This window comes from Streptomyces sp. NPDC085866 (assembly GCF_044541035.1).
Lineage (GTDB): Bacteria > Actinomycetota > Actinomycetes > Streptomycetales > Streptomycetaceae > Streptomyces.
This window is the reverse complement of the sequence record NZ_JBITSQ010000006.1, coordinates 43826-60840: the sequence shown is the minus strand read 5'-3', so window position 1 is coordinate 60840 and position 17015 is coordinate 43826. Positions and strand designations below refer to the sequence as shown.

The 17015-nt window shown below is 71.3% G+C and carries 16 protein-coding genes; 11 read left to right on the top strand and 5 right to left on the bottom strand.

All coding sequences use genetic code 11. From position 1 onward, the window contains the following. Positions 1-18: 18 nt before the first annotated feature. Together ACIF83_RS15985 and ACIF83_RS15980 are read right to left on the bottom strand one after the other, a co-directional pair. Positions 19-1560 carry a ricin-type beta-trefoil lectin domain protein gene (locus ACIF83_RS15985; protein ID WP_393471474.1) on the bottom strand — a complete coding sequence of 514 codons (1542 nt, stop codon included), beginning with the start codon at positions 1558-1560 and terminating at the stop codon, positions 19-21. 180 nt (positions 1561-1740) lie between these two features. Further along, on the bottom strand, positions 1741-2646 hold the full coding sequence (locus tag ACIF83_RS15980; protein WP_393471471.1) for an RNA polymerase sigma factor SigF: 906 nt from the start codon (positions 2644-2646) through the stop codon (positions 1741-1743). A 249-nt stretch (positions 2647-2895) separates the two neighbouring features. On the opposite strand from ACIF83_RS15980, the gene ACIF83_RS15975 reads away from it, so the two are divergent. The 6 genes from ACIF83_RS15975 (at position 2896) to ACIF83_RS15950 (ending at position 8286) form a co-directional block, all read left to right on the top strand. Further along, positions 2896-3273: an STAS domain-containing protein gene (locus ACIF83_RS15975; RefSeq protein ID WP_393471468.1), complete on the top strand. Its 378-nt coding sequence runs from the start codon at positions 2896-2898 to the stop codon at positions 3271-3273. Positions 3274-3501: 228 nt separating this feature from the next. After that, entirely contained in the window at positions 3502-4074 is a 573-nt protein-coding gene (locus ACIF83_RS15970; RefSeq protein ID WP_393471465.1) for an ATP-binding protein, read from the top strand. Positions 4075-4253: 179 nt separating this feature from the next. Beyond that, complete coding sequence (locus ACIF83_RS15965) at positions 4254-4946, top strand: LPXTG cell wall anchor domain-containing protein (RefSeq protein ID WP_399727253.1); 693 nt, start codon at positions 4254-4256, stop codon at positions 4944-4946. Positions 4947-4994: 48 nt separating this feature from the next. After that, positions 4995-5840 (top strand): hypothetical protein, encoded by an 846-nt coding sequence (locus tag ACIF83_RS15960; RefSeq protein WP_399727250.1) that lies wholly within the window; start codon positions 4995-4997, stop codon positions 5838-5840. A 131-nt stretch (positions 5841-5971) separates the two neighbouring features. Continuing rightward, positions 5972-7021 carry a hypothetical protein gene (locus tag ACIF83_RS15955; RefSeq protein WP_399727247.1) on the top strand — a complete coding sequence of 350 codons (1050 nt, stop codon included), beginning with the start codon at positions 5972-5974 and terminating at the stop codon, positions 7019-7021. 2 nt (positions 7022-7023) lie between these two features. Further along, on the top strand, positions 7024-8286 hold the full coding sequence (locus ACIF83_RS15950; protein WP_393471454.1) for a hypothetical protein: 1263 nt from the start codon (positions 7024-7026) through the stop codon (positions 8284-8286). Between the two features lie 71 nt (positions 8287-8357). Here the strand turns inward: ACIF83_RS15950 and ACIF83_RS15945 are convergent, their stop codons facing one another. Continuing rightward, positions 8358-9863 (bottom strand): oligopeptide:H+ symporter, encoded by a 1506-nt coding sequence (locus tag ACIF83_RS15945; RefSeq protein WP_393471451.1) that lies wholly within the window; start codon positions 9861-9863, stop codon positions 8358-8360. Positions 9864-10354: 491 nt separating this feature from the next. On the opposite strand from ACIF83_RS15945, the gene ACIF83_RS15940 reads away from it, so the two are divergent. Together ACIF83_RS15940 and ACIF83_RS15935 are read left to right on the top strand one after the other, a co-directional pair. Continuing rightward, entirely contained in the window at positions 10355-11032 is a 678-nt protein-coding gene (locus ACIF83_RS15940; protein ID WP_020940464.1) for a response regulator transcription factor, read from the top strand. Positions 11033-11072: 40 nt separating this feature from the next. Further along, complete coding sequence (locus tag ACIF83_RS15935) at positions 11073-12347, top strand: ATP-binding protein (RefSeq protein ID WP_393471449.1); 1275 nt, start codon at positions 11073-11075, stop codon at positions 12345-12347. A gap of 7 nt (positions 12348-12354) precedes the next feature. Here ACIF83_RS15935 and ACIF83_RS15930 read toward each other — a convergent pair whose 3' ends face one another. Further along, a complete protein-coding gene (locus tag ACIF83_RS15930) occupies positions 12355-12858 on the bottom strand; it encodes a GtrA family protein (protein WP_393471447.1) in 504 nt (167 codons plus the stop codon). A gap of 183 nt (positions 12859-13041) precedes the next feature. On the opposite strand from ACIF83_RS15930, the gene ACIF83_RS15925 reads away from it, so the two are divergent. From ACIF83_RS15925 to ACIF83_RS15915, 3 genes are read left to right on the top strand one after another with little or no spacing between them, the layout of a single operon-like run. After that, positions 13042-14181 carry a 5-(carboxyamino)imidazole ribonucleotide synthase gene (locus ACIF83_RS15925; protein WP_393471445.1) on the top strand — a complete coding sequence of 380 codons (1140 nt, stop codon included), beginning with the start codon at positions 13042-13044 and terminating at the stop codon, positions 14179-14181. Then, complete coding sequence (purE, locus tag ACIF83_RS15920; RefSeq protein WP_381670392.1) at positions 14178-14702, top strand: 5-(carboxyamino)imidazole ribonucleotide mutase; 525 nt, start codon at positions 14178-14180, stop codon at positions 14700-14702. Before ACIF83_RS15925 ends, purE begins: the two co-directional genes overlap by 4 nt. Before the next feature lie 5 nt (positions 14703-14707). Next, positions 14708-15886: a dipeptidase gene (locus tag ACIF83_RS15915; protein WP_399727239.1), complete on the top strand. Its 1179-nt coding sequence runs from the start codon at positions 14708-14710 to the stop codon at positions 15884-15886. Here ACIF83_RS15915 and ACIF83_RS15910 read toward each other — a convergent pair. After that, positions 15835-16965, bottom strand: a complete 1131-nt coding sequence (locus ACIF83_RS15910; protein WP_399727236.1) for an alkene reductase — start codon at positions 16963-16965, stop codon at positions 15835-15837. The two genes, ACIF83_RS15915 and ACIF83_RS15910, sit on opposite strands and share 52 nt — an antisense overlap. Positions 16966-17015: the final 50 nt, after the last annotated feature.

The window sequence follows — 17015 nt, the reverse complement described above, 5'->3', positions numbered from 1 at the left end:
CGCGGGTGGGGGTCGTGTTCAGGCGGCCCCCGCCCGCCACCGCTGCGCCGAACCCCCGTCCAACGGATCCAGCCCCACCCCGCCCCAGCCCTCCGGCGTCACCGCCGTCTCGATGGCGATCGCCGGGCGGATCGTGCCGTCGGGGTCGACGGTGAAGCGGAGGTTCTGGCCGTTGGAGCCGTAGACCGAGTCGCAGCCCCAGATGCCCACGCCGCGGTCGGTCGAGCCGCGGCTGTCCAGGCAGAAGTCGGAGTCGGCGGCCGAGCGGAGGACACCCAGGTAGGTGTCGAGACGCCAGCGCTGGGTGGGGGAGGAGGAACAGGGGGCCGTGATGACGTCGTTGCCCTGGGAGAGGTCGCCGTCGCGGATGTCCAGGCAGCGGCCCGTGGCGAGGTTCACCACCTGGGCGTAGGTGCTGCCCGGGGGCGAGAACGAGGGTGTGGGGGACGGACTCGGGGTGCGGCTGGGGCGCGGCGACGGGGTCGGCCGCTGTGAAGACCGCTTCGGGGACGGGGACGGGGACTCGGTGGTGCGGGTCGGGGTCGGCGAGGGGGACGGGGTCAGCGAGACCGTCGCCGTCACCGTCACCGGTGGGGGTGTGGGCGTGGCGGCCACCGGCTGCCGGGCGGAGTCGTCCGGCGAGGACAGCAGGAACACCAGCAGCGGGAGCAGGGCCACGCCCAGGGCCGCCGAGGCCAGCAGGTAGCGGCGCTGCGGCGGCCGACTCCCCTGGGCGGCAGGCGGTTCAGGGGCGAGGAAGGGCTCGTCGGGGCGGATGTACGACGTCCCGTTCCACGGCAGCAGGCCCTCCGCCAGGGTCTGCCTCGGGGCGTCCCGCAGCGCCGTCAGGTCCTCGAACGCGGCCGTGCAGTAGGGGCAGCGGGCCCGGTGGGCGTCCAGGTCGGGGCTGCGGCGGGGGCCGTCCTGCCGTACCGCCTCCTCGATGAGCCGGCGGAAGTCGGCGCAGTGCGGGTCGTCGGAGGCGGCCAGACGGTGTCTCAGGCACGCCTCGGCCAGGGACTTGAGGGCCGGCTGGATGCAGTGGGCCACGTCCGCGCGGCTCAGACCGAGGAAGGCCGCGGTGCGCTCCACGGGTTCCGCTTCGAGGACGCCGTACCAGATCAGTCCCTGGGTGCGGGACGGGAGCGTCTGGAACGCCGGGAGGAGCGGAGGGGTCGGGCCGTCGGGCAGGCTGCTGGAGTTCAGGACCAGGAGCAGGGCCGGGTCCACCCCCGCGGAGCGTTCGTCGCTCGCCCAGCCGGCGGCCAGTTGCGCGGTGAGGAGCAGGAGTTGGTGGCGCAGCGGGACGCTCGGTTCCCGGCCGCGGGCCGTCTCACGGGCCGCCGTGGTGATGGCCTCCGCCGCCAGCCGGCGCGCGGCGGACTCGCTCGCGGTGCACAGCCGGGCGTAGGCGAGCACTGCCGGGTGGTGCCGGCGGCGCAGCTCCTGCAGTGCTGGGTAGGCCGTCGGGGTGGGGGCGCGCAGCAGTTCCGTCAGCCGCGCGTCCGGTGCGTCCGCGTGTTCCGCGCCCGGTTCGGCCCGGTCGCCGCCCTGAGCCATCCCGCACACTCCGTCCCCGAGGCCTTTGACGTACCCGTCAGTTGTGGGGGCCCATCGTGGTGGAGGGGTGCGGTTCGGAAAAGACGTTTCCCTGGGTAACCACATAACGGTTCGGGTGATCGAACACGGCGAAGCGGCCCGGCGCCGTCGGCCGAGCCGCTTCCCGCGGGTGAAGGAGGGTCACTCCTCCAGGGTCAGCCCCCTGCGCAGCCGCACCAGGGTCCGCGACAGCAGGCGGGAGACGTGCATCTGGGAGATGCCCAGTTCCTCGCCGATCTCCGACTGGGTCATGCCCGCGACGAAGCGCAGGGAGAGGATCTTCCGTTCCCGGGGCGGGAGTTCGGCGATCAGGGGCTTCAACGACTCGACGTACTCGATGCCTTCGAGCCCGTGGTCCTCGTATCCGATGCGGTCCGCGAGCGCGCCCTCGGAGTCGTCCTCCTCGGGCTGGGCGTCCAGGGAGGATGCGGTGTAGGCGTTCGAGGCGGCCATGCCCTCGACGACCTCGTCGTTGGACAGGCCGAGCCGCTCGGCGAGTTCCCCGACCGTGGGGGCCCGGTCCAGCTTCTGGGCCAGTTCGTCCCCGGCCTTGGCCAGGTCGAGGCGCAGCTCCTGCAGCCGGCGGGGTACGCGTACGGACCACGAGGTGTCGCGGAAGAAGCGCTTGATCTCGCCGATGATGGTCGGCATCGCGAAGGTGGGGAACTCCACGCCGCGAGTGAGTTCGAAGCGGTCGATCGCCTTGATCAGGCCGATGGTGCCGACCTGGACGATGTCCTCCATCGGTTCGCTGCGGGAGCGGAAGCGGGAGGCCGCGAACTTGACGAGCGCGAGGTTCAGTTCGACGAGCGTGTTGCGGACGTACGCGTACTCGTGCGTGCCTTCCTCCAGCGACGCCAGCCGCTCGAAGAGGGTCTTGGACAGGGCCCGCGCGTCCACCGGGTCGACCTCGTCGAAGGGCGGGATCTCCGGGAGCCCCGCGAGGGGGTCGTGGGTGTCGGCGGGATCGAGGGGGTGATCCAGTTGTTCCCGTGGGGGTGTCGACGTCGCGATACGGGTAGGCGATTCGTCGAGCCGGGGTGACATGGGTGTCCTCCGTCGTTCTCGGCATATGGCTGCCGAAGCCAATACGTGCACTGCGGTGTGCGGCGCCTCCGAAGCCGGCGTGTAGGGATGTGTGTCCCTACTAGCCCTACCTGCTTCGGCGAGTCGATCGCAAGTACGTTCTGTAGTGATATGTCCTACTGCGTGAGGTTGTTCGGGTGTCGGAGAGTGTGAGGAAGGCGTAGTGTTCGAGGGCGTCAGTAGCAGCCACGACCTCGGGAGAGAGACGGCATGGACCACGGGACGGTCGGCAGCGCACAGTCGGGCCGGCTTCTGGTGGAGGTGCGCGAAGTGGGCTCCAGTGCCGTAGTGACACCGGCGGGTGAGCTCGATCACCACACCGCCGATCTTCTGCGCGAGCCGCTCGACGACCTTCTGGGCAAAGGGTTCTCACGCCTCGTGGTGGACTGCTCACGGCTGGAGTTCTGCGACTCCACCGGCCTGAACGTATTGCTCGGAACCCGGCTGAAGGCGGAGGCCGCCGGTGGCGGAGTGCACTTGTCCGGGATGCTTCCGGTGGTCGCCCGGGTGTTCGAGATCACGGGAGCGGGCGCGGTCTTCACCGTCCATGACTCCCTGGAGGCGGCGCTGGCCGGCGAGGCCGACTGAGCCCCGTGCCCCGGCCGTCCCCTGTGGGGCCGTGGCCCGGCGTGGCGCGCGTCATGCCCAGAACGGGGGTGTTCTCCCGGATCCGTCGGGCAGGAGCATGCTGAACGCGTCGGCCGCCGGGGGGCGGACCGCCCGGGGGGTCGGTGAAACGGCCCGGGCCGGACGTCCGAGCTATTGAGTCGTGTGCTTTTGAATCGTGTACTGGTGAATCGGTGAGGTGAAGCGCTGATGAGCACCACCCGGCCTTACTCGCCGGGCGACCGCGGCCCGGAGCCGAGCGGCGCTTCCGGGGCGTCCGAGGGGGGTGCGCCGGAGGACGGCGTGTCCACGGGGGCAACCGCGCCGTCCGTGTCGTCCGAAGGCGTGCGGGAGACCCCGCGGGAGATCCCGGGGCGGCAGGTCCGCAGGCTGCGCCTGGAGGGTGAGAGCGGGGTCGTCCCGCTCGCCCGCGACTTCGCCCGCCAGGCGCTGTACGTGTGGGGCTGGCTGCCCGCCGCCTCCGCCGACCGGCGGGCCGCCGCCGAGGACGTCCTGCTCGTCGTGTCCGAGCTGGTCACCAACGCCTGCCTGCATGCCGAGGGCCCGGAGGAGCTGCTCCTCGCCCGCGACGACAAGGTGATCCGGGTGGAGGTGACCGACCGCGGCGCCGGCCAGCCGGCCCCCCGCACTCCGCACCGCGCCGGCCGCCCCGGCGGCCACGGCATGTTCATCGTGCAGCGGCTGTGCCTCGACTGGGGCGTCGTCCGCACGCCGGGCCGCTCGGGCAAAACCGTCTGGGCGGAACTGGGCGCTCCTGCCTGAGCGTTCGGGTGCCCGGCCGGGCACGGTCACCTGAGCCTCCGTCTCCACTCGAACCCCCTTTCGCGCACGCCGGATCGACACAACTCCGGCGTGTGCTGCGTCTTCCCTCCTCAAGGCCCCCGGCGTACCTTGACGGCCGAATCTGATATGCCGTCAGGAATGAATGGGGTGGACCGACCGTGTCGTACCCGCAACGAACCGCCGCGCTCGTGTCCGCCGCGGCCCTGGCCGGCTCGGCGGTGCTGCTGGCAGCGCCGGCGGCCCACGCCGACGTCGTGGACGTCAACTACCACTGCAAGACGCCGATCGGCGACAAGAGTGCCCTCTCGCCCATCGACATCAAGGGCGTCAAGAGCGGCAACAGCTACAAGATCACCATGTCCTGGCAGAAGGGCGTCTCCTCCAGCCCGGTCGAGCTGGGCAAGGGCGCGATGAAGCCGAGCGCCACCATCGACCTCGGCGGCGCCGACAGCGGCACCCTCGCCGTCACCGGACCCGCCAACGCGGCCGCGATACCCGCCAACACCCCCATCAAGATCAGCGACTTGAGTGGCACCTACACGCCGGAGAAGACCGGCAAGGTCACCTTCACGGCGGGCACGCTCACCATCAAGGCGCTCGGTACGACGACCACCTGCACCCCCACCAACAGCCCCAAGCCGTCCCTGACGCTGGACGTGACGGCGGCGGGCGGATCGTCCTCCTCGTCCTCGTCCTCGTCCTCGTCGTCGGGCGGCTCCGGCGGGCAGCTCCCGCAGACCGGCCCCGAGGATTCCGCCGTCGCCCTCGGCACCCTCGGCGGAACGGTTCTCCTCGCGGGCGCGGCGGGCGCGTTGTGGCTGACCCGGCGGAACCCGGCCACGCGCCGCTGAACCAGCCGCACGCCGCTGAACCGCAGCCTCCGACCGCTGGAGCCGCCCATGCCGTCCGCCGCCGGCCGTGTCCTCGGCCTCGCACTGTTCCTGCTGCTGGCCTCCGCACCGCACGCGGAAGCCGCGGCAGCCTGGTCCCTCGCGCCCGCCGGCGCCGGACGCCCCTCCTTCTATGCCGAGGGCGCCCCCGGAACGGTCCTGCAGGACACGGTGTCCGTGACCAACCGCGGCCGGAAGCCGCTCACCGTCCGACTGCGCGGCACCGGCGTGCCGATCGCGTTCGCCCGGACCGGGCTGCGCGTTCCCGCGCGCACCCGCGCCGAGGTGCCGTTCACGGTGACCGTGCCGGCCGGTGCCGCACCCGGCGACCGCTCCGGCACCATCACCGCCCGGGACGCGGAAGGCCGTACGGCGGCCGTGGCGCTCCGGCTGCGCGTGGGTGGCCCGGCCCTGTCCGCGCTGACCGTCGAACATGTGGCGGTGCACGGCGACCGGATCACGTACGAGCTGGTCAACCGCGGTACGACCACCCTCGTACCGAAACTCGCGGTCCACGCGGACGGCCTCCTCGGCCCGGTCCTGGACCGCCCCGCACGCACCCTGCCGGTCCACCTGCCCCCGGCGTCCCGCCGCACCCTCAGCGAGCCGTGGCCCGACCGGCCCGTGCTGGACGACGTCGACGTACGGCTGACGGTCACGGCGGCGGACGGCGCCCACGACACCACGCACACCTCGGCCCGGTTCGTGCCCTGGGGCGCGGTGACCGGGGTCCTCGGGGCGCTGGGGGCGGCGGCCGCACTCGTGGCCGTACGGCGCGGCAGGCGTCGAAGGAGCACCGCCGAGGCAGACGAACACATCTCTACGGAAGCCGAGTTGACGGGAGCGGTGACGTGAGCGGCACAGCCGAAGGGGTGCGACGGTGCCGAGAGTGGGGGAGCGCGAAGGCCCGAAGGGGTGAGCACGGTCGCTCTCTCGACACCCGCTGTGCCGCCCCGGAGGCAAAGCGGAAAGGGGCCCGGACACCCGTGCTGGCGGTGGTGCTCGCGCTGCTCCTGCTGCCGCTCTCCGTCCCCGTGGCCGCGGCGGACGGGCCCGTCGTGAAGCTGTCCACGTCCCAGGCGGGCACGGGCGGTTCGGTCACCGTCAGCGGGAGCGGCTGGCGGCCGCACACGCTGCTGATGATGCTGATCTGCGGCCGGTCCATCCCGTCCCGGGGCGTGATCGGCGGCACCAACTCCTGCGCCAACGGCGACGGCCGGGCCGTGACCACCGACACCGGCGGGTCCTTCGCCAAGAAGCTGCCGGTCGCCGAGCCGCCCGTGCCCTGCCCCTGCGTGGTGCACGTCGCCACGGTCACGGGTGCGAAGGCCGAGGCGGACGCCGTGCTCCAGGTCGCCGGGCATCCCGTCGCCCCGCTGCCCGCCGAGCCCTCCGGCGGCCGGCTGTCGATCCTCTCCGACACCCGGCTGACCGGCTCCAGCGGCGTGCTCACCTGGTTCGGGGCGCCACCGAGCCGCACCCTCGTCTTCACCGCGGGCAACATCGGCTCCACCGAGATCAAGAACCCGGTCTTCCGCGTCGGTACCGCGCACGGCGTCTTCGCGCCCCAGTGGGACGAGCAGCAGTGGCGCGGCACCCTCGCCCCCGGGAAGAAGGCGCAGATCAAGCTGCCCGTCGAACTGTCGGCCGGGGCGCACGGCGACTACACCGTCTCCCTCCGGTACGAAGGCAAGGTCCTGGCCGAGCAGCCGTGGGGCGTGGGCCGCCCCTGGGGCGTGACGCTGTTCTGGATCCTGCTCTGCCTGGTCGTCCCGGCCGCGCTCTTCCGCATCGGGATGGCCGTCGTGGACCGGGTACGGCCGCGCCGGCCGGGCGGCGTCCGCCACCGGCGGCTCGACCGGCCGGCACTGCGGCTGCCCCGCTCCCGCACCCCCGGGCCCGCGCCCGACCCGACTCCGACCCTGCCGTGGTTCACCCCGGACTCCGCTCCGGGCGGCCCGGCCGGCCGGCTCTCCGCACCGCACGACGACAGCCCGACGAGTCCTACGACTCCCACCACGAAGGGACCCACGTGAGCATGCGAAGGAGAGTCACACCGGCCCGCAGGACGGGCGCCGCAGGCGCCGCACTGGTGCTCTGCTCGGCGGGCGTGCTGCTGGGCGTGGCGGCCACGCCCGCGCAGGCGGCCGAGGTGTCGTTCGCCACCCACTGCGTGCCCCCCGCGGGCATCGACCCGGTGGACGGCACCACGAAGGTCGAGATCACCGCGCCGGCCACGGCCAAGGTGGGCGACACGGTCGACATCGTGTGGAAGTTCGTCCAGGCCGCCTCCAAGAACCCGGACATCATCGACCTGCCCGCCAACTCGGTGCAGCCGTCCGGGGTGCTCAAGGCGGCCGGGGCGCAGGCCGCCGACATCGCCATGCAGGGCCCGCGGCAGAACCCGGCGATCCCCAAGGGCGGCGACATGGTGCTGTCCGACATGAAGGGCACCCTGAAGCTGACGACGGCCGGCGAGGTGACGCTGACGCCGGACGCCTACACGGTCAACGCGATGTCGACGGACACCAAGTGCACGCCGAAGGAGACCGTGCAGAAGGCGGCGACGATCCAGGTGACGCCGGGCAGCGGCGGCACGTCCAGCTCGTCGCCGACGCAGTCGGCCACGCCGACGAAGAGCGCGACCCCGACCGGCGGCACGGGCCAGACCGACTTCCCGGGCAAGGAGGTCCAGGTCCCCTACGCCTGCAAGACGCCGATCGGCGACAAGAACGCGACCTCGCCGGTGCAGATCAACGCCAAGAAGAACGGCGGTGACTACGACCTCACGGTGCAGTTCAAGAAGTCGGTGATGAACAGCCCCGCCGACATCCCGAAGGACTCCGTGAAGCCGTCGATGGAGGTGGTGCTGGGCGGTGCGGACAAGGGCACCGTGCATGTGGAGGGGCCGACGAACGCGCAGCCCATCAAGTCCGGCGATCCGATCGAGATCCCGGATCTCACCGGCACCTACAAGCCGGGCGCGAGCGGCACCTCGACGCTGGCGCCGGGCGTCCTCACCATCAAGGCCCTGGGGACGACGACGACCTGCACGCCGGAAAAGTCGCTGGTCTCCCTCACCCTGGACACCGCCCAGCAGCCGGGCGGCGCCTCGGGCGGCACGTCGACCTCCGGAGGTTCGTCGTCCACCGGCGGCACCAGCAGCAGCGGCGCGGGCGGCCTCGCCGAGACCGGCTCCGGTGACCACGGCGCCCTCAAGGCCCTCGGCCTGGTGGCGGGCACGGCGATCCTGCTGGGCGCCGCGGTGTTCACGTTCATGCCGAAGCGAAGGACGCGCTAGTTCCCGGACAACGGAGGAGGGCCACCGCATCGTCAGGGATGCGGTGGCCCTCCTCAGCGCCTGGGGCTACGTCAGTGGACGTCACCCATGAGCTTGTTGACCTTGTTGCGGTACATCCACACCGCGACACCGGCGACCACGGCGAGCACGGCCTCCAGGGTGACGAAGCCCGTCCTGTCGAGGTTCACCCCGCCGACGGCCGGGTTGGACAGCAGCGCGGTGACCGAGTCGCCCGCGGTGACCGCGAGGAACCAGACGCCCATCATCTGCGAGGCGTACTTCTTCGGCGCCATCTTCGTCGTGACGGACAGACCCACCGGAGACAGCGTCAGCTCACCGATCGTCTGGACGAAGTAGATCGCGACCAGCCACATCGCCGCGGCCTTGTGACCGCCCTCGGCGATCGACAGCGGGGCGAGGAAGAGGAAGAACGACGCACCGATCAGCACCAGGCCGGAGGCGAACTTCACGATCGTGCTCGGCTCCTTGCCGCGCCGGTTCAGCCACAGCCACAGCCAGGCGAAGACGGGCGCCAGGGCCATGATCATGACCGGGTTGACCGACTGGTACCAGGAGACCGGGAACTCCCAGCCGAAGACGGTGTTCTCGGCCTTGCCGTCGGCGAAGATCGACAGGGTCGAACCACCCTGGTCGTAGATCATCCAGAAGACGGCGGCGGCCACGAAGAACCAGACGTAGGCCGACACCTTCGAACGCTCGGCACCGTCCAGGTCCTTGTCCCGCAGGATGCGGGTGATGACGAAGATCGGCACGATCAGACCGATGACGGTCAGCGGGATGAGCGCCCAGTTCAGGGTGAAGTGGCCGGAGAAGCCGACGGCGGCGTAGAAGACCGCGGCGACGCCCAGCCAGATCAGGCCCTTGCGCAGCGTGGCGGACTTCTCCTCGGCGGACAGCGGCGTGGGGACGACGCTGCTCTTCTCGCTCAGGTGACGGCTGCCGAGCAGGTACTGGGCCAGACCCAGGGCCATGCCGAGCGCGGCCAGCGCGAAGCCGAGGTGCCAGTTGACGTTCTCGCCGACGGTGCCGATGATCAGCGGCGCGGCGAAGGCGCCCAGGTTGATGCCGATGTAGAAGAGCGTGAAGCCACCGTCACGGCGCGGGTCGTCGGCGCCCTTGTACAGGTGACCGACCATCGTGGAGATGTTGGCCTTCAGCAGACCCGAGCCGATGGCGACGAGGCCGAGGCCGACGAAGAAGCTGGCCGAGACCGGCAGGGCCAGGCACAGGTGGCCCAGCATGATGATCAGGCCGGAGACGGCGACCGTCTTGCGGGGACCGAGGACGCGGTCCGCGAACCAGCCGCCGGGCAGGGCGAGCAGGTACACGAGCGACACGTACACCGAGTAGATCGCGGTCGCGGTGCCCGCGTTCAGGTGCAGGCCACCCGGGGCCACCAGGTACAGCGGGAGCAGGGCCCTCATGCCGTAGTAGGAGAATCGCTCCCACATCTCGGTCATGAAGAGAGTGGCCAGTCCGCGGGGGTGGCCGAAGAAGGTCTTCTCGGAACCGGGGGTGCCCGGGCGGACCGAGTCCTTCGTCAGGCTGGACGCCATGGTCGTTCCTTGCTGGTCGGGACGCGGCGGCTGGAGCGTTGCGCGCCCGGTGGGGGTGCGGCCGGCACCGGCAGGGTCGGTCGTCCACCCCCACGCCCAGGGGGAGTCCGATCCGGATCACGGAGCGGCGGACGGCGACCACCGGGATCCACGCCCTGGACGCGTCACTGCGTCCGGAGCCCGGCCAGAGGTCATTCCTTTCAAGGCTGATCTTCGTCAGCCCGCACACAAAAGAGACCTTCAGCGTCAATCCCGCCAAAGGTCCCCGGTGTGCTACAGGCGTTCAGGTCACCATACGGCAGGACAGTGCCGGATATGGAAGGACTTGAGACACGGATCACAGGTGTCGAGGGAACCGCGCGACCTGTTTCGAAGGCGTTATCTACGATCCCACCTCTCGGGCAATGGTTCGTACCACGGGCCCGGCAAGGTAAGAACTCCTGGAAGCGATCACACCCCAGCACTGCGCGCAGGCGGTCTACCATCACCTCATGACCCGTGTACTGCTCGCCGAGGACGACGCGTCCATCTCGGAGCCGCTGGCCCGCGCCCTGCGCCGGGAAGGTTACGAGGTCGAGGTGCGCGAGGACGGACCCACCGCGCTCGACGCCGGAATGCAGGGCGGCGTCGATCTGGTCGTGCTGGACCTCGGCCTGCCCGGCATGGACGGCCTGGAGGTCGCCCGCCGGCTGCGTGCCGACGGCCACACCGTGCCGATCCTCATCCTGACCGCGCGGGCCGACGAGGTGGACACCGTCGTCGGTCTGGACGCGGGCGCCGACGACTACGTGACCAAGCCCTTCCGGCTCGCCGAACTGCTCGCCCGGGTACGGGCCCTGCTGCGGCGCGGTGCGGCGGAGCCGCAGCAGCCGCCGGCCACGCACGGCGTGCGGATCGACGTCGAGTCGCACCGCGCCTGGATGGGCGACGAGGAACTCCAGCTGACGGCGAAGGAGTTCGACCTGCTGCGGGTGCTGGTGCGGGACGCCGGCCGGGTCGTGACGCGCGACCAGCTGATGCGCGAGGTCTGGGACACCACGTGGTGGTCGTCCACCAAGACGCTCGACATGCACATCTCCTGGCTGCGCAAGAAGCTGGGCGACGACGCGGCGAACCCCCGGTACATCGCGACGGTGCGCGGCGTGGGCTTCCGCTTCGAGAAGAGCTGACCCCGCACCGGGGTCCGGCAGTCCCTTCAGGTAACGGAACATGCGTCGACGTCTCATCCAGTCCACCCTCGCCGTAGTCCTCGTGGTGATCGCCGTCTTCGGCGTCTCCCTGGTGATCGTCGAGACGCGGACGATCAGCAACAGCGCCCAGGAGCGGGTGGAGTCCGAGGCGGTGCGGCTGGCCAGCATCGTGGACAGCCGCATCCTCGCGGCGGAGAACGTCAACGCCGACGTCCTGCGCAACCCGGTCAGCAAGGAGCAGTACGCCGAGATCCGGGTTCCGGGCCGGCCGGCGATCGAGATCGGCACCAAGCCCGAGGGTGACGTCATCCGCTCCACGCAGAGGGGCGAGGAGGGCGAGATCGTCACCGTCGAGGAGCCCCGCTCCGCGGTGACCCGCGAGGTCGGCCGGACCCTGCTGATCATCGGTCTGGTGGCGCTGCTGGCGGTCGTCGCCGCCGTCCTGCTCGCCGTACGCCAGGCCAACCGGCTCGCCTCCCCGCTGACCGACCTCGCCGAGACCGCCGAACGCCTCGGCTCGGGCGATCCACGCCCGCGGCACAAGCGCTACGGCGTCCCCGAGCTGGACCGGGTCGCCGACGTGCTCGACTCCTCCGCCGAGCGCATCGGCCGGATGCTGACTGCGGAGCGGCGCCTCGCCGCCGACGCCTCCCACCAGCTGCGTACGCCCCTGACCGCGCTGTCCATGCGGCTCGAGGAGATCACCCTCACCGACGACCCGGACACGGTGAAGGAGGAGGCGACGATCGCGCTGGCGCAGGTGGAGCGGCTGACGGACGTGGTGGAGCGGCTGCTGACCAACGCGCGCGACCCGCGCACCGGCTCGGCCGTCTCCTTCGACCTGGACGAGGTCATCCAGCAGCAGCTCGCCGAGTGGCGGCCCGCCTACCGCAGCGTGGGCCGGGCCATCGTCAGCTCCGGAAAGCGGCATCTGCGGGCCGTCGGCACGCCCGGCGCGGTCGCGCAGGTGCTGGCCGCGCTGATCGAGAACTCCCTGATGCACGGTGGCGGCACGGTCGCCCTGCGTACCCGGGTCACCGGCAACCAGGCCGTGGTCGAGGTCACCGACGAGGGGCCGGGCGTCCCCGGCGACCTGGGCGCCCGGATCTTCGAGCGCACGATCAGCGGCCGCAACTCGACGGGGATCGGGCTGGCCGTCGCCCGCGACCTCGCGGAGGCCGACGGCGGACGCCTGGAACTGCTCCAGTCCCAGCCACCGGTCTTCGGCCTGTTCCTGTCCCGCACGCCCCCGACCCGCAAGCCGGCGGACGAGGACCAGCCGACGGTCCGCTAGCGGGTCCCTAGGGGACGCGCTGCTGGGGTGCGGGCTTTCTCGACTCCTGCTCCAGGATCGATTCCGCACGCGCCACGGCATCCCGGGCGGGCATGGCGCGGAACACCCAGGTGCGGTACGACCAGAACCGGAACAGGGTGGCGACGCCGATGCCGAGGAACTTGAAGACGTTGCTCTGCAGCGGGCTGTCCCAGCCGAAGCCGTACGTCGCGAGGAAGAGCACGCCGTTCTCGATCACCAGGCCGATCGCGCTGAAGATCAGGAACAGCGTGAGTTCCTTGGTGCGGCCGTTCTTGTCGCGGTCCCGGTACGTCCAGTAACGGAAGCCGACGTAGTTGAAGGCGATCGCGACGACGGTCGCGATGATGCTGGCGCGCACCACCGGCAGATCGGAGACATGCCGGACCAGGTTGAACACGCCGAGATTGACTAGGACGCCGGCGCCTCCGACAGCGCCGAACTTGGCCACCTCGCGTACGAGCCGTTGCAGCCCCGAGGAACGAGGTTCCATGGCTGTGCAGCTCCCGTCGGTAGGTTTCGTCAACCCAGCCATGCTATCCAGGTGACCTGTCCGCCGCCCCCGGACCGGGCCACAGCTTGGGAACGGGTCGGAAAGAGCCGGGAAAGCCCCGGGTAAGAGGCGGTGTGAGGGACGTAATCCGGGCCGGGTCGCCGCGGCCGATACCCTAGGGGCGTGACGTTCCCGGTAGTCGGCATGGTCGGCGGTGGGCAGCTCGCGCGTATGACGCACGAGGCTGGCATCCCGTTGGGCATCAGGTTCAAGCTCCTCAGTGACACCCCTCAGGATTCCGCGGCGCAGGTCGTCAGCGATGTCGTCGTCGGCGACTATCGCGACCTGGACACGCTGCGTGTGTTCGCGCGCGGTTGCGATGTGATCACCTTCGATCACGAACATGTACCCACCGAGCACCTCAGGGCTCTGGAGGCGGACGGCATCCCCGTGCGCCCGGGGCCCGACGCTCTTGTGCACGCCCAGGACAAGGGCGTGATGCGGGCGAAGCTCGATTCCATCGGCGTGCCGTGCCCGCGGCACCGGATCGTGAGCGACCCGCAGGACGTCGAGGCCTTCGCGGTGGAGGGGGACGGCTTCCCGGTCGTCCTCAAGACCGTCCGTGGCGGCTACGACGGCAAGGGCGTGTGGGTCGTCGACTCCGTCGAGGAGGCCGCCGACCCGTTCAAGGCGGGCGTCCCGGTCCTCGCCGAGGAGAAGGTCGACTACGTCCGCGAGCTGGCCGCCAACGTCGTGCGCTCCCCGCACGGCCAGGCCGTCGCCTACCCGGTGGTCGAGTCGCAGCAGGTCGGCGGCGTCTGCGACACCGTGATCGCGCCCGCGCCCGACCTGGACGAGGAGCTGGCCCTCCAGGCCGAGGAGATGGCGCTGCGCATCGCCAAGGAACTCGGCGTCGTCGGTCACCTCGCCGTCGAGCTGTTCCAGACCCGCGACGGCCGCATACTCGTCAACGAGCTGGCGATGCGTCCGCACAACTCGGGCCACTGGACCCAGGACGGCGCGATCACCTCCCAGTTCGCCAACCACGTGCGTGCCGTGCTGGACCTCCCGCTGGGCGACCCGCGTCCCCGGGCCAGGTGGACGGTCATGGCCAACGTCCTCGGCGGCGACTACCCGGACATGTACTCGGCGTACTTGCACTGCATGGCCCGCGACCCCAAGCTCAAGATCCACATGTATGGCAAGGACGTGAAGCCCGGCCGCAAGGTCGGACACGTCAACACCTACGGCGACGACCTGGACGACGTGCTGGAGCGCGCCCGTCACGCAGCCGGCTACCTGAGAGGCACGATCACCGAATGAGCCCTGTTGTTGGCATCGTCATGGGGTCGGACTCCGACTGGCCCGTCATGGAGGCCGCCGCCAAGGCCCTGGACGAGTTCGAGATCGCGTACGAGGTCGACGTCGTCTCCGCGCACCGCATGCCGCGCGAGATGATCACGTACGGCGAGCAGGCCGCCGACCGCGGCCTGAAGGTGATCATCGCCGGTGCCGGCGGCGCCGCCCACCTGCCGGGCATGCTCGCCTCGGTCACCCCGCTGCCGGTCATCGGCGTGCCCGTGCCGCTGAAGTACCTCGACGGCATGGACTCCCTGCTGTCCATCGTGCAGATGCCGGCCGGCGTCCCGGTCGCCACCGTCTCCGTCGCCGGCGCCCGCAACGCCGGTCTGCTCGCGGCCCGCATGCTCGCCGCGCACGACGAGGACCTGCTGCAGAAGATGCGCGACTTCCAGCAGGACCTCAACGACCAGGCCACCGAGAAGGGCAAGCGGCTGCGCGCCAAGGTCGAGGGCGCCGCGGGCGGCTTCGGCTTCGGGAAGTGAGGCCCGTGACCTCGCTGGACGACGCCCGCGCACTGCTGCGCGAGTTCCCCGTCGTCGACGGGCACAACGACCTGCCGTACGCGCTGCGCAAGCAGGTCCGCTACGACCTCGACGCCCTCGACCTCGCCGCCTCCCAGAGGGCGAGTCTGCACACCGACCTGCCGCGGCTGCGCGAGGGCGGGGTCGGCGCCCAGTACTGGTCGGTGTACGTCCCCTCCGACCAGCCGGACGCGGTCCCGGCGACGCTGGAACAGATCGACGGCGTCCGGCAGATGCTGGCCCGCTACCCCGCGCAGCTGGCCCCGGCCCTGACGGCGGCCGACATGGAGGGGGCCCGTGCGGACGGCCGTATCGCCTCCCTGATGGGTGCCGAGGGCGGCCACTCCATCGGGAACTCCCTGGGCACGCTCCGCGGCCTGTACGCACTCGGCGTGCGCTACATGACGCTCACCCACAACGACAACGTGGCCTGGGCGGACTCGGCGACCGACGCACCGAACGTGGGCGGTCTGTCCGCCTTCGGCCGCGAGGTCGTCCGCGAGATGAACCGGCTCGGCATGCTCGTGGACCTCTCCCATGTGGCGGCCACGACCATGCGGGACGCGCTGGACGCCTCGTCCGCGCCGGTGATCTTCTCGCACTCCTCCGCCCGTGCCGTCTGCGACCACCCGCGCAACATCCCGGACGACGTCCTGGAGCGGCTGCCCGCCAACGGCGGCATGGCGATGGTGACGTTCGTGCCGAAGTTCGTGCTCCAGGCGGCGGTCGACTGGACGGTCGCGGCGGACCAGAACATGCGCGCCAACGGCTTCCACCACCTCGACACCACTCCCGAGGCGATGAAGGTCCACCGCGCCTTCGAGGAGCGGCACCCGCGCCCGGTCGCCACCGTGTCCACGGTCGCGGACCACCTCGACCACATGCGCGAGGTGGCGGGCATCGACCACCTCGGCATCGGCGGCGACTACGACGGCACCGCCTTCACCCCCGACGGTCTGAGCGACGTCTCCGGTTACCCGAACCTGATCGCCGAGCTGCTCGACCGCGGCTGGTCCCGGGCCGACCTGGCCAAGCTGACCTGGCAGAACGCGGTGCGGGTGCTGGGCGCTGCCGAGGACGTGGCCCGTGACGTTCAGGCCACGCGCGGCCCGTCCAACGCGACCATCGAGTCGCTGGACGGCTGAGCGCCGAGGGCGGGGTAGTCGGTGTAGCCGTCCGCCCCGCCCACATACATCAGGTACCGCTCCCGGACCGGGTTGAGCGGGGCGCCCAGGCGCAGTCGCGTGACCAGGTCCGGGTTGGCGAGGAACGGCCGGCCGAGCGCCACCAGGTCGGCCCCGGCGGCCAGCATGCGTGCACTCTCCCGGGCGACGGCCTCCGTGGTGAGGTCGGTCAGGTCCGGGTTGCCGATCAGGGTGCCGGGCCAGTCCGCGCGGATCCGCCGGTACCAGCCGGTCTCCGGGGCGGAGCGCACCAGGTGCAGATAGGCGAGGTCCAGTCCCTTCAGGCGGGCCGTGAGGGCGGCGTAGAGGCCGGCGGTGTCGTCCTCCAGGACGCCGTTGACGGTGGAGCCGGGAGAGATCCGTATACCCACCCGCTCGGCGCCGATCGCGTCGGCCACTGCCTCGGTCACCTCCACCGCGAACCGCACGCGCCGTTCGACGCAGCCGCCGTAGGCGTCCGTGCGGCGGTTGGTGTTGTCCGCGAGGAACTGGTGCAGCAGCATCCCGTTGGCCGAGTGCACCTCCACGCCCTCGAAGCCGGCCTCGACGGCCCGGCGGGCCGCTGCGGCGAAGTCGGCGATCGTGGTGCGGATGTCGTCCGCCGTCATCTCGCGCGGGACGGGGGCCGGCCGGTGGCCGTCGGGAGTGAAGATCGTCTCCGGCAGCGGGACCGGGGAGGGTGCCACGGGGGTCAGGCCCGTGGTCGCCGGATGACTCACCCGGCCGCCGTGCTGCAGCTGCAGGAACATCTGCCCGCCGGCCGCCCGTACGGCCTCGGTCACCTGGCGCCATCCCGCCGTGTGCCGGTCGGTGTGGATCGCGGTGATGTCCGGGTACGTCTGCCCGACCGCGTTCGGCGTCGAGCCCTCGGCGATGATCAGGCCGGCCGAGGCGCGCTGGGTGTAGTGGGTCGCCATGAGCGCGGTCGGGGTGCCGTCGGCCTCCGCGCGGTTGCGGGTCAGCGGGGCCATGACCAGGTGGTTGGGGAGTGCGAGCCGGCCGAGCCGGGCCGGGGCCAGGAAGTCGGTTGTCCGTGTCATGGCCGTACGGTAGAAGCTGACACTGATGTCAGATTCAAGTCGCGGACGGC